The following is a 23,724-nucleotide window of genomic DNA, read 5'->3' as shown; positions in this document are numbered from 1 at the left end:
CGGGACATTCTGTCAGGTGAAGATGAGGAACAGCACGTAGGTGGCCGCCGCAGACGGCAGGATCGAGTCGAGCCGGTCGAGGAATCCGCCGTGGCCCGGCAGCCAGGAGCTCATGTCCTTGATGCCCAGATCGCGCTTGATCAGCGACTCCGCGAGGTCACCTGCCGTGGCCGTGAGCAGGGCGACCAGACCGAACACGACGCCGAACCACCACGTCTCGCCGATCATGAAGAGTGAGAGGAGGACACCGGCCACCACCGCGGCGACGGCCGCGCCCGCGAAGCCCTCCCAGGTCTTCTTCGGACTGATCGTCGGCGCCATCGGATGCCGGCCCCACGACAGGCCGCTCGCGTACGCTCCCGTGTCGACGGCCACGACCACGATCAGGAAGGCGAGCACCCACCATTCGCCGCCGTCCTCGGCGAGCAGGAGGATCGCGAACGACCCGAGGAGTGTCACGTACATCTGCACGAGCACGCTCCACGCCAGATCCCGCGTCAGTGCCACTCCTCCCGCGCGCTTGGCGGGAAGAGCCGCCTCCTCCACCAGCCGCCACACGACCACCAGCAGAATGCCCGCGGCCAGTGCGACCAGCTGGCCGCCCGCGTGGAACCAGAACGTGGCCGGCACGATAGCGACGGCGGCGACCACGGTCGGGATGCGCGGGACACGTCGCCCGGCTCCACGGAACGCCTGCGTGAGCTCGAAGGCGGCGAATCCGATCATCGCGGCCCCGAACACCAAGAACAGCTCCTTGATGAAGATGAGGCTCAGGATGAGGAGCGCGCCGGCCCCCAGGCCGATCAGGATCGCCAGGATGAGGTTACGGCCGGTCCGCGCGGCGATCCGTTCGTTCGTCGCGTCGAGCTGGGCCTTCCTGGCCAGCACCTGACGCTCGAAGTCGGCGCGGGTGGCCTGCACCTGCGCGCGGAGCTCCGCCCGTGCCGCCGCCTTCCCCCGCCTGCCCGGCTCCGGCGTGCGGGGCGCGCCGGGGCTGCTCCCCTCGCTCATTCAGACCTCGAGGAGCTCGGCTTCCTTGCGCTTCAGGGCCTCGTCGACGGCGTCGACGTGGGACCGGGTGAGAGTCTCGAGCTCCTTCTCGCCGCGAGCCACTTCATCATCCCCGACCTCGCCCTTCAGCGCGTCCAGCTCGTCCTTCGCCTTGCGTCGGATGTTGCGGATCGCGACCTTGGCGTCCTCGCCCTTGCCGCGGACGATCTTGACGAACTCCTTGCGTCGGTCCTCCGTGAGCTCGGGCAGCGTGACCCGCACGATCTCGCCGTCGTTCCCGACGTTCGCCGAGAGGTTCGGCATGGCGACGATCGCCTTCTCGATGTCCTTGAGCGCGGACTTGTCGTACGGCGTGACGAGCAGGACGCGCGCTTCCGGGTTCTGGAGGCCGGCCAGCTGTGCGAGCGGCGTCGGTGAGCCGTAGTAGTCGACGAGCACCTTCTGGAAGAGGGCGGGGTTCGCGCGCCCGGCGCTCACCGTGCCGAAGTCGTCCCTCGCCGCGTCCACGGTCTTGCTCATGCGCTGGCGGGCGTCGGAAATCACATCGGCGATCACGGTTTCTCCTTCAGATCGGTGAGTCGGTGTCTAGTCTAGGGCCAGCGCGCCTGGCGGCCCGTGCACAGGCGGCCGCCGGCCACCCGCTGACGGCAGCATGCTGTCGGCCGCCACCCGGAGCCGGTCGACGTGCGGTCGACGCGCGGTGGACGCCGCTCAGCCGAGCAGTGTGCCGATCTCGGCGCCGAGCAGCGCGGCCGTCACGTTGCCCGCCGGCTCGATGCCGAAGATGCGCATCGGCATCCCGTTGTCCATGCAGAGACTGAGCGCGGTCGAGTCGACGGCCTTGAGACCCTGCTGGAGGGCGTCCTGGTGGCTGATCTGGTCGATCTTGCGCGCATCCGGATTGGTGCGCGGGTCGGCGTCGTACATCCCGTCGACGCCGTTCTTGGCGACCAGGACGACGTCGGCGCTGATCTCCAGCGCCCGCTGGGCCGCGACCGTGTCGGTCGAGAAGTACGGCAGCCCGGCGCCCGCCCCGAAGATGACGACCCGGCCTTTCTCGAGGTGCCGCTCCGCGCGACGGGGGATGTACGGCTCGGCCACCTGGGTCATCGCGATGGCGGACTGTACGCGCGTCGCAGCACCGGCCTGCTCGAGGAAGTCCTGCAGGGCGAGCGAGTTCATCACTGTGCCCAGCATGCCCATGTAGTCGGCGCGTCCACGGTCCATGCCGCGCTGCGAGAGCTCGGCACCGCGGAAGAAGTTCCCTCCGCCGACGACGATCGCGATCTCGACGTCCGTCGCCGCCTGGGCGATCTCCCGGGCGATGCTGCTGACGATGTCGGGGTTCACGCCGAGCTGGCCGCCGCCGAACGCCTCGCCGGAGAGTTTGAGGAGGACCCTGCGTCTCTGAGTGGATGCCGACATACGTGTACGAGTCCTTCCGTGTGTTTCGTTAACGCTAATGCGTGCGTGCGGCGCGTGAACAGTTCGCGTGCGCACAGAAAAGGAGTCCGGATCGTGATTCACGATCCGGACTCCTTCATGTCTGGGTCAGGCGCCGACCTTGAAGCGGGCGAAGCCCGAGACGGTCAGACCCGAGTCCTTGAGGACCTGCGCGATGGTCAGCTTGTTGTCGCGGGCGTACTCCTGCTCGAGCAGGGCGACCTGCTTGAAGTAGGCGCCGAGGCGACCCTCGATGATCTTCGGGAGCGCGGCCTCCGGCTTGCCCTCGTTGCGCGAGATCTCCTCGACGATGCGACGCTCGTTCTCGACCTCGTCGGCCGGGACATCCTCGCGGGTGAGGTAGGTCGGGTTGGCGAACGAGATGTGCTGCGCGATGCTGCGGGCGGTCTCCGCGTCGCCGCCGGCGTAGCCGACGACCACGCCGACCTGCGGCGGCAGGTCTTTGGAGGTCTTGTGCAGGTAGATCGCGAAGCTCTCGCCCGAGACGACGGCGATGCGGCGGAGCTCCACCTTCTCGCCGAGGATCGCAGCCTCGTCGCCGATGAGCTCGGCGACGGTCTGCGAGCCGACGGGAGCGGCAAGCGCCTCCTCGACGGTGGTCGCGCCCGCGGCGGCGGCCGCGTCGAGCACCTTCTCGGCCAGGGCGATGAACTTCTCGCCCTTCGCCACGAAGTCGGTCTCGCACGCGAGCTCGATCATCGTCGCGGTGCCGTTGCCGTTGTCCTTCGCGGCCACGAGGCCCTCGGAGGTGGAGCGGTCGGCGCGCTTGGCGTTGCCCTTCGCACCCTTCAGGCGCAGGATCTCGGTGGCCTTCTCGATGTCGCCACCGGCCTCCTCGAGGGCCTTCTTGGTGTCGACCATGCCGGTGCCGAGCTGCTCGCGCAGGGCCTTGATGTCAGCGATGCTGATGTTTGCCATGTTCTGACTGGAACCTTCTGACTAGAAGTTGGGAAGTTGGTTACTTGGCCTCGGCGTCGGCTTCGCCCTCGGCGACGACCTCGGCGGAGTCCGCCTTGGCCTCGGCGAGGTCGGCGTCGGCCGCCTTCTCGTTCTCGGCGGAGGACTGGACCTCTTCGCTCGGCTGGGCGAGGAGCTCCTGCTCCCACTCGGCGAGCGGCTCGGCCTGCTCGGAGCCCTCCTCCGGCTTCTGGTGACGCTGGATGAGGCCCTCGGCCGCGGCGTCGGCGACGATGCGGGTGAGGAGCGTGACCGAACGGATGGCGTCGTCGTTGCCCGGGATCGGGTACTGGACCTCGTCCGGGTCGCAGTTCGTGTCGAGGATGGCGATGACCGGGATGCCCAGCTTCTTCGCCTCGTCGATCGCGAGGTGCTCCTTCTTGGTGTCGACGACCCAGATCGCGCTCGGGGTCTTCGACAGGTTGCGGATGCCGCCGAGCGACTTGTGCAGCTTGTCGAGCTCGCGCTTCTTGATCAGCAGCTCCTTCTTGGTGAAGCCGCTGGTGGTGCCCTCGAAGTCGAGCTCCTCGAGCTCCTTCATACGCGCGAGGCGCTTGGACACGGTCTGGAAGTTGGTCAGCAGACCACCCAGCCAGCGCTGGTTCACGTAGGGCTGGCCCACGCGGGTCGCCTGCTCGGCGATCGCCTGCTGAGCCTGCTTCTTGGTGCCGACGAAGAGGATGGTGCCGCCGTGGGCGACGGTCTCGCGCACGAACTCGTAGGTCTTGTCGATGTACGCGAGCGACTGCTGCAGATCGATGATGTAGCTGCCGGAACGCTCGGTGAGGATGAAGCGCTTCATCTTCGGGTTCCAGCGGCGGGTCTGGTGTCCGAAGTGGACGCCGCTGTCGAGCAGCTGGCGCATGGTGACGACGGCCATTGCCGTTCTCCTTGTCTTGCGCGCCCGGCCCTGGGGCGGGGTCGCGACTCTCGGTTGTCCCGCGACGGTCGGCCGACCGTCGCGCCTGGTGCCCTGCGCTGCTCCGCACCCGCGCACCCGCACGGAGAACCGTGGTGGATGATCAGGAGACCGGTGGAGACGCGCCCGCCCTGCGAAGAGGGCGTGTCGGACACGCGTAGTCACTCCGACGTGCGGAGTGCAGGGAACAGCTTATCAGGATCGCGCGCCCACCGGGATCGCGGGCGTGTCCGGGATCGCGGGCGTGTCCGGATCGTTGCGGACCGCGTGGTTTCAGGCGCGCGGGACTGTATCTCCCGACGAGCGCACCTGGGGTCCGCGGTTTCGGCCCGCATTGGCGAACAGGGTCTCGGCGTGCTCGAGCGCCATGCCGTTCGTCTCCGGCACTTTGAAGAAGACGAAGAAGAAGGAGAGCGCCGCGAACACCGCGTACAGCCCGTACGTGAACGGCAGCGAGAAGTCCGACATCGGCGGGAACGACACCGTCACCAGGAAGTTCGCGATCCACTGGGCCGAGGCTGCGACGCCGAGCGCCGCGCCGCGGATGCGCGGCGGGAAGATCTCGCCCAGCAGCACCCACACCAGCGGCCCCCACGAGGCGCCGAAGAAGATCACGAAGAGGTTCGCGGCGACCAGGGCGATCGGACCCCACGGGTTCGGCAGCGACACTTCGCCTCCCGATTTGGAGGCGAAGCTGAACGACAGCGCCATCACTCCCAACGACAGCGCCATGCCGACCGACCCGGTGAGCAGGATCGGCCGCCGTCCGACGCGGTCCACCAGCAGGATGGCCACGATCGTCACGACCACGTTGGTCACGGAGGTGATCACGGTGATCAGCAGGGAATTGCTCTCTGTGAAGCCGACCGCCTTCCAGAGCGTCGTCGAGTAGTAGAAGATCACGTTGATGCCGACGAACTGCTGGAACACCGACAGGATGATGCCGATCCAGACGATGGGTTTCAGCCCGAACCTGTTGCCGCGCAGGGTCCCCCTGGCCGCGTCCTTGTCCTGCTCGATCGCCTGCTCGATGTCGCGCACCTGTCGGTCGACGTCCTCCTCCGGCACCAGGGTGACGAAGATCGCGCGCGCCTGATCGTGCTTGCCGGTCGCCAGCAGATAGCGGGGCGACTCGGGCAGGACGAGCGCCAGGATCCCGTAGACGAGAGAGGGGATGACCCCGACCAGGAACATCCACCGCCAGGCCTCCAACCCGAACCAGAGCTGGTTGGCGGCTGCGCCCGCAGCGCCGGCCAGCAGCGCGTCGGAGAGCAGGGCGACGAAGATACCGACGGTGATGGCGAGCTGCTGCAGCGATGCGAGCCCTCCGCGCCGCTGCTTCGGCGCGATCTCGGCGATGTACGCCGGTGCGACGACCGACGCGATGCCGATGCCGAGACCTCCGATGATGCGCCAGAAGCCGAGGTCCCAGACCGAGAATGAGAGCCCTGCTCCGATCGAGCTCGCCAGGAACAGGACGGCGCCGATGAGCATCACCCGGATCCGTCCCCATCGGTCGGCGAGCCGACCGGCGAAGTAGGCGCCCACCGCACAGCCCAGAAGGGCGACAGCGACGATGAACCCGGTCACGAACGCGTTGAGCGCGAAGTGGTGCTGGATGGAGTCGACGGCTCCGTTGATGACCGACGAGTCGAAACCGAACAGGAACCCGCCGACCGCTGCCGCGGTCGCCAGGCCGACGACCTTCCGTCTCATCGCCGCCGTGGGCTGGGGAACGTGCTCTGCGCCCTCGGGCGTGGTGCTGCGTTGATCAGTCATGACATCCCTCTTCGGTTATCGCGCGCGAGCGAACGGGTCGCGGCGTAGCACACGGTACGCCGCAATCCGGGCGCGCAGAAGAGTCCTCCACCGCACGTGGCGCCCCGCCGTCGTCCACGGATCGAGAGAGCGGGCCACGCAAGCGCGCTGGGCCGGGCAGGGTGGACGAGAGGGATCGAGGCTCGGACCGGAGGGCGGAGGCGGCGAGATGCGGGTGAACGGGTGCTGGTGGTAGGCGAGCGGGTTCGGCGTTCGGACGGATGGCCGGAGGTGGTGAGACGTAGGGGCAGACGCACGTCGGTGATCTGCGCGATGGCGGTGGTCGTCGTAGTCGTCGCGCTGCTGATGCCAGCAGGAGCGAGCGTCATGGTGAGCCCAGCGGTGGCAGCGTCGCCCGTGGGTGCCCTGGCTTCGGCGGCTCCCACCGAGGATCCGGGGGCCGTGGCGGGGTTCGGGCGGACAGGCTCCGGCGAGCGGCGTGCGATCGGTGCTGCCGCCCCGCGGTGGCAGTGGCCGGTGACCCCACCGCGTGTCGTGCAGGCGTATGCGGCGCCGCCCTCCCCCTACGCCGCAGGCCATCGGGGCATCGACCTGGCTGCCGCGACCAGCAGCGTCGTCGTCGCGCCGTCGGACGCGACCGTGCACTTCGCCGGCGTCGTCGTCGATCGGCCGGTGCTCACCCTCGATCACGGTTCCGGCGTCCTGTCGTCGTACGAGCCGCTGGCCGCGGAGGGGTTGAAGGCGGGCGACTCGGTGACCCGCGGGGCCGTGCTCGGCGTCGTCGGCACCGGCGCACATTGCTCGGACAGCTGCCTCCACGTCGGGGTGCGCATCGACGGCGAGTACGTGTCCCCGTTGCTCTTCTTCGACCGGGTGCCTCGCTCGGTGCTGCTGCCGTTGCGGACCGGCGGGTCGATCGACCGTCAGGCGCGGGGGTGGGCGATGCGGTAGGTCTCCTTGAGCCGTTCCGTGGAGACATGCGTGTAGATCTGGGTCGTGCCGAGACTCGCGTGACCGAGGATCTCCTGCACCGCGCGGAGGTCCGCTCCCCCGTCGAGCAGGTGCGTCGCCGCCGTGTGGCGCAGCGTATGCGGCCCGGCCGGGCCGCCGCCCGGAAGGTCCGCCAGGAGTGCGGCCACGAGTTGGTAGACGGCCCGCGTTCCGAGACGGCCGCCGCGTGCCCCGAGCAGGAGCGCGGGCCCCGACCGCTCGGTGACGAGAGCGGGGCGAGCGGTGGAGAGGTACCGCTGAACCGCGCGCAGGGCGGGAACGCCGAACGGCACCACCCGCTCCTTGCTCCCCTTTCCGACGACGCGCAGCGTGAGCCGCTCGAGATCCACGTCGTCGACGTCGAGCCCGGTGAGCTCGCTCACCCGGATCCCCGCCGCGTAGAGCAGCTCGATGACGGCCACATCTCGCACAGCGGCCGGCTCGCCGCTCTCCGCACGTTCGCCGAGCGCCGAGAGGAGACCGTCGATCTGCTCGCGCGTGATGACACGCGGCAGGTGCTTGTCCGCTTTCGGTGCCCGCAGGCGCGCTGCGGGATCGGGGGCTCCGACGGCCGGCGGTCGGCGCTCCGGGTCGCGTCCGGCGCCGCTGCCGACGTTCGGGTCGCGCTGTCCCGCACCGCGTGCGGCGGCGGCTTCCAGGCTGGGACCACGTGGACCCGAGGCGCGGTCTGCACCGCCGTCGAGGTTCGAGTCACGCCGTCCCGGCTGGCGGGCGGTCCAGGAGCTGAAGCCGCGGGCAGCCGCGGAATGGCGGGCGAGGGTCGCCTTCGCGAGCTGACGCTGCGCGCCGTCCCAGAGCCAGTCCCGGAACAGGTCGAGCGTCAATTGCTCCGTGGTGGTCACCTGTCGAGTGCGAGCGAACCCCTCCAGCTGGGCGAGGTCGGACCTGTACGCGCGCACCGTCTGCGCCGAGTATCCGCGCTCGATCGCGAGATGGCGCACGTAGCCGTCGATCGCGTCCTTCAGGTCCACTCCCCCACCTTCCGCCATCGGAGGCCGACGCGATGCCGCGGCGCTCCGGTACGGGCCGGAAACGACGGGCGCGCGGCCTGCGGAGCCCCTCCCGCAGAACGTACCTGGCTGGTCGTTCTGGTCGACCGTGCCACCCGAAGGCGCCAGGTCGACTTGCCCGGCGAACGAACGCCTAACCTCCGTCGGCCCCCGCACCGAGGCCTGCACCGATCGACTCCGCGAGCTCCGCCATCTCGTCCGGCGTCGTCACGCAGGTCGCCGCGTACTCGCGGATGAGGCGGTGGCAGCCCTCCGATGCCTTGGAGGTGATGGGGCCCGGCACGGCGCCCAACGGGCGACCCAGCTGGGCGGCATGGCCCGCGGTGTTCAGGGAACCGGAGCGCGCACCCGCTTCGACGACGACCGTCGCGCTGCTCGACGCGGCGATGAGCCTGTTGCGCATCAGGAACCGCCAGCGCGTCGGTGTCGAGCCAGGAGGCAGTTCCGCGATCAGCAGGCCGTCACGGGCGACCCGCTTGAGCAGGTCGTCGTTGCCCGCGGGATAGAGGCGGTCGATGCCGCCCGCGAGGAACGCGACCGTCACCTGGTCGCTCGCGAGCGCCGCTCGGTGCGCCGCCGCGTCCACGCCGTACGCACCGCCCGAGACGATCGCGAAGCCACGGTCGCTCAGACCGGCGGCGCTCTCCAGCGCGACGTGCTCGCCGTAGCCGCTCGCCGCTCGTGCGCCGACGAGCGCAATCGAGCGCGACAGCGTCCGGAGACGCGCAGGATCTCCTCGCAGCCACAGAGCCAGCGGCGCTCCGACGTGGAGATCGTCGAGGGACTCGGGCCAGAGCGGGTGCTCCGGTGTCACGAAACGCGCGCCTATGCGCGCACCACGTGCCAGGGGTGTCCACAGTGGACCCGCCGGGAGCCGTGTGCGCCACCGCGCCAGCGCGTCGCGGAGGCGGGATGCGGAAGGGATGACAGGCGCGGCCTCCGACTCCAGCGCGCCTCGGACGGCCTGCGGCGACGTGTCGTCCATCACGGCGCGCAGGGTGCGCAGCGCGCCGAGTGCGGCGACGAGCGCCACCGCGTCGGTGTCCCCGGGCTCGCACGCCGCAGAAAGAGCAGCACGAGCGACGGCGGTGACCGCCGACCCCTCGTCCGGATACGCGTCGCCGGGCGCGACCGCGTCGATGATCGCACCGAGTTCGCGCGAGGAGAGTCCCGGGAGCCGGATGTTGTCGACCATCAGAACGCCACCACCCCTCGCCGCCGCGACAGCGCGCGACGCGCGCGGTCGGCGGTGGAGGTCTCTGTGCGGTCGAGGACGGCGGGCGTCCACACGAAGCAGTGTCCACGGTCAACGCCGCGCACAGAGCGTCCTCCAGGCGCCGGAGTGCGTCCCCACGCACCCGCCGCGAGTGCCAGAACTGTCAGCGCCGCCAACGCCGGCACGACCCCGACAACCCCGAGCACCCCAGCCACCCCACCCGAGCGATCTACTCCGCGAGGCACGAACACCCGAATCCGTCCACACTCCCCCATCACCCCACCCGAGCGATCGACTCCGCGAGGCACGAACACCCGAATCCGTCCACACTCCCCCATCACGCCCCCACCCCTCGTCGCAGGTACAGCGCGCGGCCCACCTGGTCGGCGGTGGGGCTTGCCGCCCCGTCGAGGTCGGCCAGCGTCCAGGCCACGCGGAGGACGCGGTCGTAGCCGCGCATGGTGACACCGCCGCGCTCGAGCGCGCGGTCGAGTGCGGCGCGGGCGGCAGGAGGGACGCGACGCGGTGCGGAGCGCAGCCATGGGCCCGCCGCCTCGGCGTTGGTGCTCCAGCCGGTTCCGGCGAGGCGCTCCGCCGCTGCCGCCCGCGCCTGGACGACACGCTCACGGAGCATCGCGCTCGAGCGCGCGGGGGCCCCGTCGTCCGTCGACGTGCGTAGCGCGCCGAGGCCGAGGCGGCGCACGGTCAGGTGGAGGTCGATGCGGTCGAGCAGCGGGCCGGACAGTCGCGCGAAGTAGCGGCGGCGTGCGATCGGCGTGCAGCTGCACTCCTCGTCGGCCGATCCGTACCGGCCGCACGGGCACGGGTTCGAGGCGAGCACGAGTTGGAAGCGCGCCGGGAAGGCCGCGGTGCCGCTCGCCCGGTGGATCGTGATCCCGCCCGATTCCAGCGGCTGGCGGAGGGCGTCCAGCACACTGGCGGGGAACTCGGCCGCCTCGTCGAGGAAGAGGACGCCGTTGGTCGCCCGGACGATCGCTCCCGGCACGAGCCGCGTGGTTCCGCCGCCGACGAGGGCGACGGCCGAAGCCGTGTGGTGCGGGGATTCGAACGGTGGCCGATGCACGAGCACGCCTCCGACTCCCCTGCCCGCGAGGGAGCGGATCGACGTCGACTCCAGAGCCTGCTCCGCGGTCAGGTCGGGCAGCAGCGACGGCAGCCGACGCGCGAGCATGGTCTTGCCCGCCCCGGGCGGACCGACCATCGACACGTTGTGGCCGCCGGCCGCCGCCACGACGAACGCGTCGACCGCTTCGTCATTTCCCGAGACGTCCACCATGTCGGGCTCTGGCCCGGAACGAGCAACATCATCGGACAGCGGGACGGGCTCCTCATCGACCGGGTCGAGCTCGGCGCCGTGCAGGATCGCGGCAGCGCGCAGCCCTACGACGGGCACCACTTCGATGCCGCCCACGAGCCCCGCCTCCTCGGCGTTCGCGCTCGGCACGAGCACCCGGCGAAAGCCCGCGTCGCGCGCCGCGAGGACCGACGGGAGGATGCCGGGAACCGGGCGCAGCCGCCCGTCGAGCCCGAGCTCCCCGAGGTGCACCGCGCCCGCGGCGGCCTCAGCCGGGATCTCCCCCGACGCCGCCAGAGCGGCGACGGCGATCGCCAGGTCGAACCCCGAACCCTGCTTGCGGAGGGACGCGGGCGACAGGTTCACGGTGAGCTTGCGCTGGGTGAGAGCGCAGCCGGCGTTCGACGCCGCCGCCGACACGCGTTTGCGCGACTCCCCGAGGGCGGCGTCGGGCAGCCCGATCAGCACGAAGGCGGGAAGGCCGGCCGAGATGTCGGCTTCGACCTCGACGACGTCGCCGCGGACACCGGTCAGGGCGACGGCGAAGGTGCGTGCTACGGCCATCACGCCACCCCCGACAGGTGCTCGATCGACGGCTCCGCCCCGCGCGCGACGAGCACCGCGATGGCGTCGATCCGCGTGTCGCCCGGCACCGGGCCGTGAGCCCTGCACCATTCGGCCGCGAGCCGGCGCAACCGCGCGGCTTTCGCCGCGGTGATCGCCTCGAACGGATGCCCGTACGCGATCGAGCTGCGCGTCTTGACCTCGACGAACACCGTCGTCCGCGCGCGCCGGACGATCAGGTCGAGTTCACCCGCTGCGCAGCGCCAATTGCGCTCCACCACCGTGAAGCCGCGATCCTCCAACCAGCGCGCCGCCAGCGACTCGCCCTCCCGACCCAGTCGGTCCTTCTCTGCCATGTGTCCTCCCGCGACCAGCCTGGCCGGGGAGGAACGGGCGCGAGACGCCGAGCGGAAATCTGTGGAGAGATCAGCGAATCAGGGCGCTGTGGAGGAAACGCTTACTCGTCGAGCGCGAGTTCCTTCGGGAGCTCGAACTCCTTGCTCGAGAGCTCCTCGATGTTGACGTCTTTGAACGTCAGCACGCGAACCGACTTGACGAAGCGATCGGCGCGGTAGACGTCCCACACCCAGACATCGTTCATCGTGAGCTCGAAGTAGAAGTCGTGCTCCGTGTCTCGCCGCACGAACTCCACCTCGTTCGCGAGGTAGAAGCGGCGCTCGGTCTCGATCACGTACTTGAACTGCGAGACGACGTCCCGGTATTCGCGATACAAAGCCAGCTCGACCTCGCGGTCGTAGTCGTCGAACTCGTCCTCATCCATCGTTCGTCAAGTCTAAGCCGCCCGCGACCCTAAATCGGCATGTCGAGTGTCTGGAGGTCCTTCAACCACGTCAGTCTGTGCAGCGCGCTGGGGCCGAGCGATGCGATCGCCGCGAAGTGCTCCGGGGTCGAGTAGCCCTTGTTGCTCACCCAGCCGTACCCCGGGTACTGCTCGTCGTGCTGGATCATGAGCCTGTCGCGATGCACCTTGGCGATCACGGAGGCGGCGGCGACCGACGCGCAGTCCCGGTCGGCCTTGATGCGCGTCACAACCCGCGCGGGGCGCAGCAGCGCCGGATTCAGGTAGTCGTAGTTGCCGTCCAGGATGAGCGTGCTCTCGCGGACCTGCGCCCCCTGCTCCTCGAGGCTCTCGAGGGCGCGGGCGCCGGCGAGTCCCAGGCAGCGCATGATGCCGAGCGAGTCGACCTCCGCTGCCGAGGCCAGCCCCACGGCGTGGAAGAGCGACCAGCGTCGGCACGCCGGCTCGAGCGCCTCGCGCACGGGCTCCGGGAGCAGCTTCGAGTCGCGCAGCCCCGGAGGGATGCGCTTGACCCCGGTGTCGATGACCACCATGCCGACGGCGACCGGACCGGCGAGAGCGCCGCGCCCCACCTCGTCCACGGCGACGATCGACGTGACCCCGTCGCGGTAGAGCGCCTTCTCGAAGCGCAGCGACGGCGTGACCGGGGTCATCATTGCCGGTTCTCCTTCACATCCCGGAAGGCTTCAGGATAGTCGTCCAACCAGGACCATCTGCCCACCGGCCAGCTGATCACCACCGCACGGCCGACGACGTGGTCGAGCGGCACGAAGCCGTGACCCGGCAGGGCCTGGTTGCGCGAGGAATCCTGCGAGTTGTAGCGGTTGTCGCCCATGACCCAGAGACGCCCGGATGGCACCGTGACGTCGAAGGTGAGCGTGGCCGCGTCCTTCTGCCCCGGTGGGATCTGGATGTACGGCTCGACGATCGGCGTGCCGTTCACCGTGATCCGTCCGGCCGTGTCGCAGCAGACGACGTGGTCGCCCGGCAGCCCGATGATCCGCTTGACCAGGTGATCGTCGCTGTCGGACGCGGACAGCCCGACGAAGGTGAGGGCGGTGTCGGTCGCCTGGGCCAGCGGATTGCGGACCACGGGCGGCGACGGCGGCAGCCAGCTTCCCGGATCGCGGAAGACGACCACATCGCCCCGGCTGAGGCCGAACACCGACGGCTGGAGCTCGTTGACGAGGATCTTATCGTTGATCTGAAGCGTGTTCTCCATCGACCCGGAGGGGATGTAGAAGGAGCGCACGACGAAGGTCTTGATCAGGAAGGCGACCAGCAGGGCGATCACGACGACCACGAGCACGTCGCGGAGGAACAGCAGGACGCCTCGGCGGCTACGCGCCCGCCCGGCCGAGCGGCTCGGCAGCGTCTCATCCGTCATTCGCTCGCCTTACGTCTCGTTCCCGGCCGCTCACAACGACGGAGCTCCCGGTCCAGTGTAGGACCGGGAGCTCCGTGCTGTGTGCGCAGTGGAGGTTGCGCGCGAAACGCTCAGTTGTCGCGCTTCTCCTTGATCTTCGCCTTCTTGCCGCGCAGCTCGCGCAGGTAGTACAGCTTGGCGCGACGGACGTCACCGCGGGTGACGACCTCGATGTGGTCGATGACCGGGGAGTGCACCGGGAAGGTACGCTCGACGCCGACCTGGAAGCTGACCTTGCGGACCGTGAAGGTCTCGCGGACGCCTTCGCCCGAGCGGCCGATCACGACGCCCTGGAAGACCTGGATACGAGAGCGGCTGCCCTCGATGATGTTGACGTGCACCTTGACGGTGTCGCCGGCGCGGAACGCGGGGATGTCCTGCTTGAGGGACGCGGCGTCCACCTGATCGAGGATGTGCATTGCTGTTCGCTCTCTGTACCCGCCGGCAGGTCGGGGACGGACTCGGGGCCGCGCGCTGGATGACAGACGGCACGGCCGGGATTCGATTGGGTGTGCGCGCTCAAGATGCTGGCTCCCCTGCGGCAGAGCCTGGCGGCGGCACGAAGGTCTATTCTGCCATGCGCGCGGCCCGATTGCCAAAGCGCGTCGCGACGACGGCGCTCAGCTGGAGGGGCGGTCCTCGCGGCGCTCCTCGATGATGATGACGTCGGCATCGTCGTCGGCCGGCATGCTCTGCGGACGATCGACCTGCTCCGGGCCGGCGGCGCGCTGGTAGGCGGCGTACGAGACCTGGACGCGATCGCGCGTCTCGGTCACGAGCTCCCAGAGCCCCACCCAGAACAAGGCAAGGAAGAACAGGACGCCGAGGACGGCGAGCCAGCCGGTCAGCCCGGGCGGGAAGAAGCCGAACGCGATGATCGAGGCGCTCCAGCCCACGAGCAGGCCGGTGTCGTACCAGGACACGGCACGCGCGTCGCGGACGCTCTTGCGCGCCATCACGATGCCCCCGATCGCGAGGAGCGCCACGAACAGGATCGGGCACAGCACCAGGAGGCCGAGGAACGTCCAGCCGCTGCCCTGGTGGAACGCCGCCCAGCCGATCAGCAGCCACACGGGCAGCACCACGGCGGACGGGAAAAACCACCAGTAGAACGCCTTGCGGATGATCACGCGTTCAGCGTAGCCTCGCGCGGCTGTGCGGCGGCTGCGGGTTCGCCACGGGCGGACTGTGCGGCCGGCGGAGGATTCCGGCCGAGGACCCCGCTCGCGGGCCGGCACCCGGGCGGACATGGAAGACTGGGCTCCGGGAGCAGAGAGAGGACACACGTGATCGAGCTGAGGACACCTGCCGAGATCGAGCAGATGCGGCCGGCGGGCCGATTCGTCGCCGACGTGCTCGCCGAGACCGCGGCGGCTGCGCGGGTGGGCGTCAACCTCCTGGAGCTCGACGCCCTCGCGCACGATCTGATCCGCACGCGCGGCGCAGAGTCGTGCTACATCGACTACCACCCCTCGTTCGGCGCCAGCCCGTTCGGCAAGGTGATCTGCACCTCGGTGAACGACGCGGTCCTGCACGGGCTCCCCCACGACTACCGCCTTCGCGACGGCGACCTCCTGAGCCTCGACTTCGCCGCGAGCGTCGACGGCTGGGTGGCCGACTCGGCCGTGAGCCTGGTCGTGGGATCCGCGCGCGACGAGGATCTGCGCCTCATCGAGACGACTCGCCGCGCGCTGACAGCCGGCATCGCCGCAGCCCAGCCGGGCGGCCGCGTCGGCGACATCTCCGCGGCGATCGCCGCTGTGGCGCACGCCGAGGGCTATGCCGTCAACACGCAGTTCGGCGGTCACGGCGTCGGGCGCACGATGCACGGCGACCCGCACATCCCCAACGACGGCCGCGCCGGACGCGGGTTCCCACTCCGTCCCGGGCTGGTGATCGCGATCGAGCCGTGGTTCCTGGAGACGACGGACGAGATCTTCACCGACCCCGACGGCTGGACGCTGCGGTCCGCCGACGGCTCCCGCGGCGCACACTCCGAACACACCGTCGCGATCACCGAGAACGGCCCCCTCGTCCTCAGCGCGCCCTGATCGGTCGCGATCGGCGTGCGGCGTGCCCCTAGGGAAGGGCGCGCTACGGCAGGAGGTCGGGGCGCACGCGGGCGGTGCGCGCGAGCGACTGCTCCCGTCGCCACGCCTCGATCGCCCCGTGGTTGCCGGAGAGCAGCACGGGCGGGACGTCGTGGCCGCGCCACTGCGCGGGCTTGGTGTACGAGGGATACTCGAGCAGGCCGTCCTCGTGCGACTCCTGCACCAGGCTCTCGGGGTTGCCGACGACACCGGGGATGAGCCGCCCGATCGCCTCGATCATGGCCATCGTGGCGACCTCCCCGCCGTTGAGCACGTAGTCGCCAACGCTCACGAGGCGCACCCGGCCACGCGCGGAGTACTCGTCGAACACCCGCTGGTCGATGCCCTCGTAACGCCCGCAGCCGAAGACCAGGTGCGACTCGGTGGAGAGCTCGCGCGCCATCGCCTGCGTGAAGACGTCTCCGGCGGGCGACGGGAAGATCAGCAGCGGGTCGTCGGAGCCCGTCAGGATGCCGTCGAGCGCCTCCCCCCAGGGCTCCGGCTTCATGACCATTCCGGCACCGCCGCCGTAGGGCGTGTCATCGACGGTGCGGTGCCGGTCGTGCGTGCTGTCGCGGAGGTCGTGCACGCCGAGCTGGATGATCCCCGCCTGCCGGGCCTTGCCGAGCAACGAGATGTCGAGCACATCGAAGAAGGTCGGGAAGATCGTGACGATGTCGATGCGCATGGAGGGAAGTCTATTCGGGGACGACGGACAGCTCCCGGTCGCGCGGCACGAGCGGAGCCGCGATCGCCGGGCACACAGCCACGGCGGCGAACGCCAGCGGGAAGCCGACCCAGCCGATGAGCGCCCCGACCGCCGGGCCCACGATCGATGCCGCAAGGAACTGCCCGGTGTTCTGCGCCCCGAGCGCGCGGCCCGACCAGAACGGCCCCGCGATCTCCGCCACCGACGTGTAGGCGAGGCCGTTGTCGGCCACGGTCACGACCGCTGCCGCGATGAGGATGACCGCGGCGGCGACCGAGCCCAGCGCCGACGCCACCCCCATCAGCAGCATGACGGCCACCGCCGCGACCGACACCCAGCGCAACGGGACCAGGTGGCTGCCCACCCGGTCGCTCAGGACGCCGATCCCGATACGGCCGATGGCGCCGGCGAACTGGCTGACCCCGATCACGATGCCGGCGGCGAGGGAGCTGAAGTGCAGCTCGGTGACGAGCCAGACCAGGCCGAACGTGGACACGGTGAACTGGGGCACCACGAGCAGCATCGAGACGGCGTGGATGCGCCACAGCAGCGAGGTCTCCCGGTACGGACGCCAGGTCGCGTGCGGGTGGGCCGTCTCGCCGTCAGCGGCCCTGCGCGGCGGGCGTGGCGGATCGACGATGCCGATCGCGCAGAGCACCGCCGATACGCCGCAGAGCACGGCGGGCACCGCGAGTGCCGCCGCGATCCCGCCGGAGGCCGCCAGCAGCGGCACGCTGATCGCCGCCACGGCGACACCGAGCGGCTGGCACATCTGGCGGATGCCCATCGCCAGCCCGCGCCGCTCTTTGGCGAACCAGCCGATGACGACCCGGCCGCTCGCCGCGTTGGGGCTGGCCGCCGCCATGCCTCCCACGAGGAAGAGCGCGCCGAGGGCGACATAGGACGACACGAACATCGCCGCGACCGCAGCCGCGGCCGTCAGAGCCAGCCCGGCCGCGATGACCCAACGCTCCCCGATGCGGTCGCTCAGCGCTCCCCAGGCGATGAGGGCGAGCACCAGGCCCAGGGTGGGCGCGGACGCCAGCAGGCCGGCCTGCGCCAGGCTGAGCCCGCGCTCGGTGTGCAGCAGCGGGATGAGGAAGGCGGGCGTGGAGACGAAGACCGTCGAGCTCGCCTGCCCGGCGACGCCGAGCGCGAGCATCAACCACGGCCGAGGGTTTCTGACTTTCCGGGTGTCTTCTCGCGTACGATCGCTCATGCGGTACACCTTAGCGGTATACCGGCTTGGTATACCAAAGGAGCGAGATGGCAGAGCAGTCCCACGTCTACGAGCGACTCCGGTCCGGGATCCTCGACCTGGATCGCGTCCCCGGCTCGCGGATCACCGAGCGCGGTCTGGAGGCCGAGCTCGGCGCCTCCCGCACCCCGCTGCGCGCCGCCCTGATGCGACTCGAGGCAGAAGGCCTGGTGCGACGGGACGGACGCGCGTGGGAGGTCTCCCCCATCGACCTCGGCGAGATCGCCCGGCTCAGCGAACTGCGGGACGCCGTCGAGTCCGCCGGGGTGCGGCTCAGCGTGGCGCGCGCCTCGGACGACGCCCTCAGTGCGCTCCGGGACGCACTCGGTTCCTTCGATCCGGATCGCCCCAACGAGGACGCGATCGGGGCGGGGGCCGACTTCCATGTACGACTGGCCGAGCTCAGCGGCAACCACTTCTTCGCCGACACGGTGGCGTCGGCGATGACCAGACTCGCGCGGACGCGCTGGCTCGAAGTGCGTACGCCGGAGGCCCGGCGCACCGCGTGGGAGGAGCACCGCACGATCGTCGATCAGGTCGCTGCCCGGGACGCGGACGCGGCGGCGGAGAGCATCCACCGGCATATCGTGGGCACCCACGAGCGGCTCCAGGCCGCCCTGGACGCCGACGCGCGGCTGCTCCGCGCTCGCGGGCTCGCGATCGTCGGGACGGCCGCGCGCTGACCCGCGTCAGGAGCGCAGGAGGTCGGCTCCGGTGCGCAGAGCGACAGGCGCGCCGGCATACCGCTCGGAGACGTCGGTCACAAGCGCGTCCCCGTGGAGGACCGTCAGCGCGACGTACTCGGCCGCCAGGGTGTCCGGCCAGCCGAGCTCGCCCGCGAGCCGCCACGCCGTCTTGCGCAGGACGCGGTCACCGAGGAGTCGGACCGGAAGCCGATCCACCGCCCCGATCAGCGCGAGCGCCGCACGCTCGTCGCGCGCACCCGAGGCGACTTCGCGGCGCAGGTCGGCCAGGACCTCCGACCGCAGCAGTGTCGGCGCGAGGAGCGAGTCGCCCACCGCCGGGACGTAGCCGGCTTCCGCGAGCTCGATTGCTGCGGAGGCGTCGATCACGTAGGCGGTCATGGCGTCAGCCTTCGCCGTTCTCCGCCTGGGTCGGGGCGCCCGCCGTCCCCTGGGCGTCTGCGTCGGCCGGCTCTGCGTCGGCCGGCTCTGCGTCGACCGGCTCTGCGTCGGCCGGAGCTTCCGTGGACGCAGGCTCGTCGTCGTCCGGGATCTCCTCGAAGAGTCCCGCGGGCGGCGTGAGCGTGACGGTTCCTGTCGCCAGATCGACCTCGGGCACGATCGCCGAGACGAACGGCACCAGGACCTCGCCGTCGGCCGTGCGGACGACCAGCAGGTCCTGGGCGGGGAGGTGCTCGACGCGGGCGATCGTGCCCACCTCGACGCCGTCACGACGCGCGCTGAGGCCGACCAGCTGGTGGTCGTACCAGGCGTCCTCCTCCTCGGGGAGCTGACGGGCGTCCTGGCTCACCCACAGGATCGCCTTGACGAGCGTCTCGGCCTCGGTGCGGTCGTCCACGCCCACGAAGAAGGCGACCGGGTGACCGTTGTACCACCGCAGCTCGCTGAGCTCGATCGTCTTGCCGTGCCATTTGGAGGCGGTGGGCACTTGGAGCGTGAACACCGCTCCTGGCACGAACCGACGCTCCGGCTCGTCGGTGTAGAGCTCGACCTTGATCGCGCCCTTGAGACCGTGTGCCTTGGTCAGCCGGCCGACACGCAGCTCGGTCTGATCCGGCCGCGGAGCGACCTCCTTGCGGGGCAGCTTGTGCTCGGCCACCTCAGTCGTCGACGACGTCGACGCGAACGCGGCGACCGTCGGCCAGCGCGGCCACGAGCGTGCGGAGCGCCTTGGCCGTACGGCCGGAACGGCCGATGACCCGGCCGAGGTCCTCGGGGTTCACACGAACCTCGAGGACCTCGCCACGCGGGGAGCCCTTGGCCACCACATGCACGTCGTCCGGGTGGTCGACGATGCCTTTGACCAGGTGCGTGAGCGCGGGTGCGAGCAAGGTGTTACGCCTTCTCGCCGTCGGCCTCTGCGGCCTCTTCAGTGATCTCTTCGGCCTCGGCGACGACCTCGGCCTCTTCGGCCTCCTCCGCCTCGACCTCGGCCTCGACGACGGCCTCCGCCTCAGCGGCGACCTCGGCCGGCTTCTCGTCCTTCTTGGGCTTGAGGACCGGCTTCTTCTTCTCGTCGGCGACGAACGCGACCTTCTCGTCAGCGGTCTTCACGGTCGAGACGGCGTTCTTGTCACCCTTGAACTTGCCCCAGTCGCCGGTGAGCTTGAGGAGCACGAGCACCTGCTCGGACGGCTGGGCGCCGACGCTGAGCCAGTACTGCGCGCGGTCCGAGTCGACCTCGATGCGCGAGGGCTCCTCGGTCGGGTGGTAGAGACCAATCTCCTCGATGACGCGACCGTCGCGCTTGGTGCGCGAGTCGGCCACGACGATGCGGTAGTACGGAGCGCGGATCTTGCCGAGGCGCTTCAGACGGATTTTGACAGCCACAATTCTCCTGTGTAGACGTCCGGAACCCCGCAGGGCACCGGTGGATTCGTTGTCGAACTGACTGCCGTGGGCGTGGGGGCACACGCGGCAGGAGGTCTATTGTTCGTCCGATGTGCCGGATAGAGGGTCGGGCACGTCGAACTCAACTAGCTATTCTGTCAGAAAAGCGCCCGCAAGTAACAATCGGCGCAGTCGGCTATCGGACGGATGGGACCACCCGGATGCAGATCCTCTTCGCAGAGTCCGAACGCTCGACGGTCGGGATCGAGTGGGAGCTGGCGCTCGTGGACGCCTCCAGCGGCGACCTGGTGCAGATCGCCGACGACGTCCTGCGCGAGCTCGGGACGCCGGACGGCCGGGAGCACCCGCAGATCACGCACGAACTGCTGCTGAACACCGTCGAGCTCGTCAGCCGCGTGCACCGCACGGTGCCCGCGGCGATCGCCGACCTCCAGGAGCTCATCGGTCTCACCCGGGAGGTCACCGACCCGCTGGGCGTCGAGCTGATGTGCGCGGGAACGCATCCGTTCGCCCAGTGGTACGACCAGAAGATCACCCCCAACGAGCGCTACGACCGGCTTCTCGACCGCACTCAGTGGTGGGGCAGGCAGATGATGATCTGGGGCATCCACGTTCACGTCGGCATCGACGAGCGCGACAAGGCTCTGCCGATCGTGAACGGCCTGTTGACGTACTACCCGCACCTGCAGGCGCTGAGCGCATCGAGTCCGTTCTGGGCGGGCGCCCGCACGGGCTACGCCTCGAACCGGGCCCTGATGTTCCAGCAGCTCCCCACCGCTGGCCTCCCGTGGCAGTTCGGCACGTGGGCGAACTACGAGGAGTACGTGCAGGACCTGGTCACCACCGGTGTCGTCGAGGACCACAGCGAAGTGCGCTGGGACATCCGGCCCTCGCCGCGATGGGGCACGGTCGAGATGCGCGCCTGCGACGGCCTCTCGACCGCCGACGAGGTGGGCGCCGTCGCCGCGCTCATCCACTGCCTGACCGACCGGATGTCGGGCGACCTCGACCAGGGCATCGAGCCGGTCACCCTGCAGCCGTGGTTCGTGCGCGAGAACAAGTGGCGCGCCGCGCGCTACGGGTTGGACGCGGAGATCATCGTCGCGCCGGACGGTTCCGAGCGACACGTGCGCGACTGCCTGCTCGAACTGGTGGACGAGCTCGCCGAGACGGCGGAGCGCCTCGGCTGCGCGGCCGAGCTCGCGTCCGTGGCCGATGTGCTGAGCGCCGGCGCGAGCTATCAACGGCAGCTGGCCGTCGCCGACGCCAACGGCGGCAGCCTGCAGGCCGTCGTCAGCTCGCTCACGCACGAGCTGCGCACCGGGCTCGACCGATCGCACCCGCGGAGTCCGCTTCCGGGCGACTCCGGCGCAGCGGCATCCCAGGGTCGCATAGGCCATCCATAGACTGGTCCTCTAGGCTCTGAGACATGCTCCACCACCGGCCCCTCGCCACAGCCGCAACCGCCCTGGCTGCCCTGCTGCTCGGGACGCTCGCCCTGAGCGGGTGCGCCACGTCCTCGAGCCCCGGGCTTGCCCTCGGCTCCGCCGTCAAGGGCGGCAGACACCCCGTCGTCGCGATCGTCGGCGACTCGATCGAGTCGGGGATGGGCCTGGAGCCGTTCGATGCGTGGCCGGCGCTCGTCGCGGTCGACCGACGCTGGGGGCTCGAGAACTTCAGCGAGCCGGGCGCCGGGTTCATCGCGGTGGGCGCGAGCAACCAGGACTTCAACGGGCAGATCGACCAGGCCATCGCCGCGAAGGCCGACGTCGTGCTGATCGGCGCCTCCGACAACGACCTCGGGCAGGACACCGCGACCGTGGCGAAGGCGATGGCCGCAGCCGTCGAACGCCTCAGCGACGCCCTGCCGAAGGCCCACCTCGTCGGGTACAACGCGCTCACCGGCGAGGCCAGCGACAACGACCTCGCTCCCCTGAACGACGCCCTGCGCACCGCGATCACCGCGGCAGGGGGCAAATGGATCGATCTCGGGCAGCCGTATCGGGGTCAAGCGGGCCTCGTGCAAGACGATGGCGAGCATCCCACCCTCGAAGGCCAGCAGGCGATCGCGTCCGCGTTCCTGTCCCGCATCGACGGGCTGGCGTGACGACTCGCGCCGTGCGGCCCTCCCGTCTCCGCGTCGCCCTCGTCTCGGTCGCTGCGGCCGCAGCGCTCCTCCTGGCCGGATGCTCCACGACGGTCTACGACCCTCCGGCCACGTCGCGGCCGACCTCCTCGCGCGACGCGGTACCGGGCTCGGAGCTGCCGACCGCCGCCGTCATCGGCGACTCCATCGCCATCGGGCTGGGAGTGCCGGCCACAGACGCCTGGCCGCTCATCGCGGCGGCCAGGCTCGGCTGGAACCTGACCGACTTCGCCGAGAGCGGGGCCGGCTTCACACGGCCGGGCGTCAACTCCCACCGTTTCGACGACCAGGTGAGCGCGGTCATCCGGCTTCGGCCTCAGATCGTCATCGTCGCCGCGACGATCAACGACGCCGCGACCGCGCAGACAGCGCCCGGCACGGTCATCACGGCGACGCGCGCCGCGATCGACAGGATGGCGACCGCACTGCCGGACACGACCATCATCGGAATGGGGGCGGTCTGGGGCGCCACGGCTGCGCCGGCGGTGGCGCGAGTGATGGACGACGCCCTCAAGGGCGCCGTGCTCGGAGTCGGAGGCCACTGGCTCTCCATCGGCCAGACCTTCCTCGGCCGCGCCGACCTCATGCAGCCCGACGGCATCCACCCGAACACCGCCGGACAAGCACTACTCGGCGAGGCCGTGTCCGACGCGATCGCGAAGGCCGAGATCAGACCTCGCCCCGCATCCGGCTGACGGCGCGCCGGGCACGACACGCCCGGGAACTGCGCACAGCGATCTGTCAGTCTCCGCGGTCTACCCTCGCTGCGTGCCCACCCGTTCCCGCCTGATCGCGCTCCTGGCGGTCGCCGCGGCAGCCATCGCCCTCGCCGGCTGTTCCGCTGCCGCGCCTGCGCGCCCGGTCGCTGCGGAGGGCACTGCCGCGGCGGCACCGGCCGGGCGCGCGAAACCGCAAGTGGTCGCCATCGGGGACTCGATCGCGTTCGGCAAAGGAGTCCGCCCGGACGAGGCTTGGCCCGCCCTCATCGCCGCGCAGCACGGCTGGACGCTGACGAACCTCGCCGTCTCGGGCTCCGGCTTCGTCAAGCCGGGCTGGAACGGCGACACCTACCGTCAGCAGGTGGACACGGCTCTCGGTCTTCACCCCGACTACATCCTGATCGCGGCCACCCGCAACGACCGCGGACAAGACCCGGCGCTCGTCGCGTCGTCCGCAGACGAGCTGCTCGGCGAGCTCCACGACACCTTCCCCCGCGCACACATCATCGGGATCACGGCCGTCTGGGGGGCCGACAAGCCCCCGGCCACGGTGGCGACCGTCGACGGGATCGTTCAGGAGGCCGTGACGGACGTCGGAGGGACCTTCCTCGACATCGGCTATCCCCTCGCGAGACATCCCGAGCTCGTGCAGGCCGACGGCATCCACCCGAACGCCGCCGGCGAGCGCATCGTCGCCACGACCATCGAGGACCGGCTCGCGCCGCTCGGCGTGACCTCCTAGCCGCTCAGACGTG

28 protein-coding genes are annotated in these 23,724 nt (G+C 70.3%); 7 read left to right on the top strand and 21 right to left on the bottom strand.

Annotated elements, in window-relative coordinates:
* Window positions 1-12: 12 nt before the first annotated feature.
* The 6 genes from KNO15_RS00865 to KNO15_RS00840 form a co-directional block, all read right to left on the bottom strand.
* On the bottom strand, window positions 13-1,011 hold the full coding sequence (locus tag KNO15_RS00865) for a phosphatidate cytidylyltransferase (RefSeq protein WP_241701463.1): 999 nt from the start codon (window positions 1,009-1,011) through the stop codon (window positions 13-15).
* Window positions 1,012-1,566 (bottom strand): ribosome recycling factor, encoded by a 555-nt coding sequence (gene frr / locus KNO15_RS00860; RefSeq protein ID WP_208041473.1) that lies wholly within the window; start codon window positions 1,564-1,566, stop codon window positions 1,012-1,014. It abuts the gene before it with no gap.
* 156 nt (window positions 1,567-1,722) lie between these two features.
* Window positions 1,723-2,436, bottom strand: coding sequence for a UMP kinase (pyrH, locus tag KNO15_RS00855; RefSeq protein WP_241701462.1), 714 nt, complete (start codon window positions 2,434-2,436; stop codon window positions 1,723-1,725).
* Window positions 2,437-2,562: 126 nt separating this feature from the next.
* Complete coding sequence (gene tsf / locus KNO15_RS00850; protein WP_241701461.1) at window positions 2,563-3,393, bottom strand: translation elongation factor Ts; 831 nt, start codon at window positions 3,391-3,393, stop codon at window positions 2,563-2,565.
* A 40-nt stretch (window positions 3,394-3,433) separates the two neighbouring features.
* Window positions 3,434-4,312 carry a 30S ribosomal protein S2 gene (gene rpsB, locus KNO15_RS00845; protein WP_241701460.1) on the bottom strand — a complete coding sequence of 293 codons (879 nt, stop codon included), beginning with the start codon at window positions 4,310-4,312 and terminating at the stop codon, window positions 3,434-3,436.
* Window positions 4,313-4,624: 312 nt separating this feature from the next.
* Complete coding sequence (locus KNO15_RS00840) at window positions 4,625-6,130, bottom strand: sugar porter family MFS transporter (protein WP_278046450.1); 1,506 nt, start codon at window positions 6,128-6,130, stop codon at window positions 4,625-4,627.
* A 270-nt stretch (window positions 6,131-6,400) separates the two neighbouring features.
* Between KNO15_RS00840 and KNO15_RS00835 the strand changes: the two genes are divergently transcribed.
* Window positions 6,401-7,081 (top strand): M23 family metallopeptidase, encoded by a 681-nt coding sequence (locus tag KNO15_RS00835; protein ID WP_241701459.1) that lies wholly within the window; start codon window positions 6,401-6,403, stop codon window positions 7,079-7,081.
* Here KNO15_RS00835 and KNO15_RS00830 read toward each other — a convergent pair.
* From KNO15_RS00830 to KNO15_RS00790, 9 genes are all read right to left on the bottom strand, one after another.
* A complete protein-coding gene (locus KNO15_RS00830; RefSeq protein WP_241701458.1) occupies window positions 7,054-8,112 on the bottom strand; it encodes a tyrosine recombinase XerC in 1,059 nt (352 codons plus the stop codon). The two genes, KNO15_RS00835 and KNO15_RS00830, sit on opposite strands and share 28 nt — an antisense overlap.
* Before the next feature lie 172 nt (window positions 8,113-8,284).
* Window positions 8,285-9,346, bottom strand: a complete 1,062-nt coding sequence (dprA, locus tag KNO15_RS00825; RefSeq protein WP_241701457.1) for a DNA-processing protein DprA — start codon at window positions 9,344-9,346, stop codon at window positions 8,285-8,287.
* 358 nt (window positions 9,347-9,704) lie between these two features.
* The gene (locus KNO15_RS00820; protein ID WP_241701456.1) at window positions 9,705-11,246 is read right to left on the bottom strand and encodes a YifB family Mg chelatase-like AAA ATPase; all 1,542 of its coding nucleotides are present in this window, start codon (window positions 11,244-11,246) and stop codon (window positions 9,705-9,707) included.
* On the bottom strand, window positions 11,246-11,602 hold the full coding sequence (locus tag KNO15_RS00815; RefSeq protein ID WP_241701455.1) for a YraN family protein: 357 nt from the start codon (window positions 11,600-11,602) through the stop codon (window positions 11,246-11,248). The genes KNO15_RS00820 and KNO15_RS00815 overlap by 1 nt, the downstream gene beginning before the upstream one ends.
* A 101-nt stretch (window positions 11,603-11,703) precedes the next feature.
* Complete coding sequence (locus KNO15_RS00810) at window positions 11,704-12,027, bottom strand: DUF2469 family protein (RefSeq protein ID WP_018190696.1); 324 nt, start codon at window positions 12,025-12,027, stop codon at window positions 11,704-11,706.
* Window positions 12,028-12,056: 29 nt separating this feature from the next.
* On the bottom strand, window positions 12,057-12,719 hold the full coding sequence (locus tag KNO15_RS00805) for a ribonuclease HII (RefSeq protein ID WP_374113147.1): 663 nt from the start codon (window positions 12,717-12,719) through the stop codon (window positions 12,057-12,059).
* Window positions 12,719-13,453 (bottom strand): signal peptidase I, encoded by a 735-nt coding sequence (gene lepB, locus KNO15_RS00800; RefSeq protein ID WP_241701453.1) that lies wholly within the window; start codon window positions 13,451-13,453, stop codon window positions 12,719-12,721. The genes KNO15_RS00805 and lepB overlap by 1 nt, the downstream gene beginning before the upstream one ends.
* A gap of 110 nt (window positions 13,454-13,563) precedes the next feature.
* The gene (rplS, locus tag KNO15_RS00795) at window positions 13,564-13,911 is read right to left on the bottom strand and encodes a 50S ribosomal protein L19 (protein WP_055920023.1); all 348 of its coding nucleotides are present in this window, start codon (window positions 13,909-13,911) and stop codon (window positions 13,564-13,566) included.
* A gap of 201 nt (window positions 13,912-14,112) precedes the next feature.
* The gene (locus KNO15_RS00790; RefSeq protein WP_241701452.1) at window positions 14,113-14,622 is read right to left on the bottom strand and encodes a hypothetical protein; all 510 of its coding nucleotides are present in this window, start codon (window positions 14,620-14,622) and stop codon (window positions 14,113-14,115) included.
* 156 nt (window positions 14,623-14,778) lie between these two features.
* Between KNO15_RS00790 and map the strand changes: the two genes are divergently transcribed.
* Window positions 14,779-15,543, top strand: a complete 765-nt coding sequence (gene map / locus KNO15_RS00785) for a type I methionyl aminopeptidase (protein WP_241701451.1) — start codon at window positions 14,779-14,781, stop codon at window positions 15,541-15,543.
* A 43-nt stretch (window positions 15,544-15,586) separates the two neighbouring features.
* Here the strand turns inward: map and trmD are convergent, their stop codons facing one another.
* The gene (gene trmD / locus KNO15_RS00780) at window positions 15,587-16,270 is read right to left on the bottom strand and encodes a tRNA (guanosine(37)-N1)-methyltransferase TrmD (RefSeq protein WP_241701450.1); all 684 of its coding nucleotides are present in this window, start codon (window positions 16,268-16,270) and stop codon (window positions 15,587-15,589) included.
* 10 nt (window positions 16,271-16,280) lie between these two features.
* Entirely contained in the window at window positions 16,281-17,510 is a 1,230-nt protein-coding gene (locus tag KNO15_RS00775; RefSeq protein WP_241701449.1) for an MFS transporter, read from the bottom strand.
* 47 nt (window positions 17,511-17,557) lie between these two features.
* Between KNO15_RS00775 and KNO15_RS00770 the strand changes: the two genes are divergently transcribed.
* Complete coding sequence (locus KNO15_RS00770; protein ID WP_241701448.1) at window positions 17,558-18,232, top strand: GntR family transcriptional regulator; 675 nt, start codon at window positions 17,558-17,560, stop codon at window positions 18,230-18,232.
* A gap of 6 nt (window positions 18,233-18,238) precedes the next feature.
* Here the strand turns inward: KNO15_RS00770 and KNO15_RS00765 are convergent, their stop codons facing one another.
* Genes KNO15_RS00765 through rpsP form a run of 4 tightly spaced genes read right to left on the bottom strand, consistent with a single transcriptional unit; the run spans window position 18,239 to window position 20,083 of the window.
* Window positions 18,239-18,634: a hypothetical protein gene (locus KNO15_RS00765; protein ID WP_241701447.1), complete on the bottom strand. Its 396-nt coding sequence runs from the start codon at window positions 18,632-18,634 to the stop codon at window positions 18,239-18,241.
* Window positions 18,635-18,638: 4 nt separating this feature from the next.
* Entirely contained in the window at window positions 18,639-19,352 is a 714-nt protein-coding gene (rimM, locus tag KNO15_RS00760) for a ribosome maturation factor RimM (protein ID WP_241701446.1), read from the bottom strand.
* Between the two features lies 1 nt (window position 19,353).
* On the bottom strand, window positions 19,354-19,584 hold the full coding sequence (locus KNO15_RS00755; protein WP_055920003.1) for an RNA-binding protein: 231 nt from the start codon (window positions 19,582-19,584) through the stop codon (window positions 19,354-19,356).
* 4 nt (window positions 19,585-19,588) lie between these two features.
* Window positions 19,589-20,083, bottom strand: coding sequence for a 30S ribosomal protein S16 (gene rpsP, locus KNO15_RS00750; protein WP_241701445.1), 495 nt, complete (start codon window positions 20,081-20,083; stop codon window positions 19,589-19,591).
* Between the two features lie 221 nt (window positions 20,084-20,304).
* On the opposite strand from rpsP, the gene KNO15_RS00745 reads away from it, so the two are divergent.
* The 4 genes from KNO15_RS00745 (at window position 20,305) to KNO15_RS00730 (ending at window position 23,711) form a co-directional block, all read left to right on the top strand.
* Complete coding sequence (locus KNO15_RS00745) at window positions 20,305-21,510, top strand: glutamate--cysteine ligase (protein ID WP_241701444.1); 1,206 nt, start codon at window positions 20,305-20,307, stop codon at window positions 21,508-21,510.
* 23 nt (window positions 21,511-21,533) lie between these two features.
* On the top strand, window positions 21,534-22,211 hold the full coding sequence (locus KNO15_RS00740; RefSeq protein WP_241701443.1) for an SGNH/GDSL hydrolase family protein: 678 nt from the start codon (window positions 21,534-21,536) through the stop codon (window positions 22,209-22,211).
* Window positions 22,208-22,945 carry an SGNH/GDSL hydrolase family protein gene (locus tag KNO15_RS00735; RefSeq protein WP_241701442.1) on the top strand — a complete coding sequence of 246 codons (738 nt, stop codon included), beginning with the start codon at window positions 22,208-22,210 and terminating at the stop codon, window positions 22,943-22,945. The genes KNO15_RS00740 and KNO15_RS00735 overlap by 4 nt, the downstream gene beginning before the upstream one ends.
* Window positions 22,946-23,018: 73 nt before the next feature.
* Window positions 23,019-23,711, top strand: a complete 693-nt coding sequence (locus KNO15_RS00730; protein WP_241701441.1) for an SGNH/GDSL hydrolase family protein — start codon at window positions 23,019-23,021, stop codon at window positions 23,709-23,711.
* The last annotated feature ends 13 nt before the right edge of the window (window positions 23,712-23,724 follow it).

It is taken from the genome of Leifsonia shinshuensis (genome assembly GCF_022606355.1).
GTDB lineage: Bacteria > Actinomycetota > Actinomycetes > Actinomycetales > Microbacteriaceae > Leifsonia > Leifsonia shinshuensis_B.
This window is presented reverse-complemented; position numbering and strand designations above follow the sequence as displayed.

Excerpts from the sequence above, each read along its gene's own strand:
- KNO15_RS00865 (WP_241701463.1), bottom strand. The coding sequence starts at position 1,011 with ATGAGCGAGGGGAGCAGCCCCGGCGCGCCCCGCACGCCGGAGCCGGGC.
- pyrH (WP_241701462.1), bottom strand. The coding sequence starts at position 2,436 with ATGTCGGCATCCACTCAGAGACGCAGGGTCCTCCTCAAACTCTCCGGC.
- tsf (WP_241701461.1), bottom strand. The coding sequence starts at position 3,393 with ATGGCAAACATCAGCATCGCTGACATCAAGGCCCTGCGCGAGCAGCTC.
- rpsB (WP_241701460.1), bottom strand. The coding sequence starts at position 4,312 with ATGGCCGTCGTCACCATGCGCCAGCTGCTCGACAGCGGCGTCCACTTC.
- KNO15_RS00840 (WP_278046450.1), bottom strand. The coding sequence starts at position 6,130 with ATGACTGATCAACGCAGCACCACGCCCGAGGGCGCAGAGCACGTTCCC.
- dprA (WP_241701457.1), bottom strand. The coding sequence starts at position 9,346 with ATGGTCGACAACATCCGGCTCCCGGGACTCTCCTCGCGCGAACTCGGT.
- KNO15_RS00820 (WP_241701456.1), bottom strand. The coding sequence starts at position 11,246 with ATGGCCGTAGCACGCACCTTCGCCGTCGCCCTGACCGGTGTCCGCGGC.
- KNO15_RS00815 (WP_241701455.1), bottom strand. The coding sequence starts at position 11,602 with ATGGCAGAGAAGGACCGACTGGGTCGGGAGGGCGAGTCGCTGGCGGCG.
- KNO15_RS00810 (WP_018190696.1), bottom strand. The coding sequence starts at position 12,027 with ATGGATGAGGACGAGTTCGACGACTACGACCGCGAGGTCGAGCTGGCT.
- KNO15_RS00805 (WP_374113147.1), bottom strand. The coding sequence starts at position 12,719 with ATGACCCCGGTCACGCCGTCGCTGCGCTTCGAGAAGGCGCTCTACCGC.
- lepB (WP_241701453.1), bottom strand. The coding sequence starts at position 13,453 with ATGACGGATGAGACGCTGCCGAGCCGCTCGGCCGGGCGGGCGCGTAGC.
- rplS (WP_055920023.1), bottom strand. The coding sequence starts at position 13,911 with ATGCACATCCTCGATCAGGTGGACGCCGCGTCCCTCAAGCAGGACATC.
- trmD (WP_241701450.1), bottom strand. The coding sequence starts at position 16,270 with ATGCGCATCGACATCGTCACGATCTTCCCGACCTTCTTCGATGTGCTC.
- KNO15_RS00775 (WP_241701449.1), bottom strand. The coding sequence starts at position 17,510 with ATGAGCGATCGTACGCGAGAAGACACCCGGAAAGTCAGAAACCCTCGG.
- KNO15_RS00770 (WP_241701448.1), top strand. The coding sequence starts at position 17,558 with ATGGCAGAGCAGTCCCACGTCTACGAGCGACTCCGGTCCGGGATCCTC.
- KNO15_RS00765 (WP_241701447.1), bottom strand. The coding sequence starts at position 18,634 with ATGACCGCCTACGTGATCGACGCCTCCGCAGCAATCGAGCTCGCGGAA.
- KNO15_RS00745 (WP_241701444.1), top strand. The coding sequence starts at position 20,305 with ATGCAGATCCTCTTCGCAGAGTCCGAACGCTCGACGGTCGGGATCGAG.
- KNO15_RS00740 (WP_241701443.1), top strand. The coding sequence starts at position 21,534 with ATGCTCCACCACCGGCCCCTCGCCACAGCCGCAACCGCCCTGGCTGCC.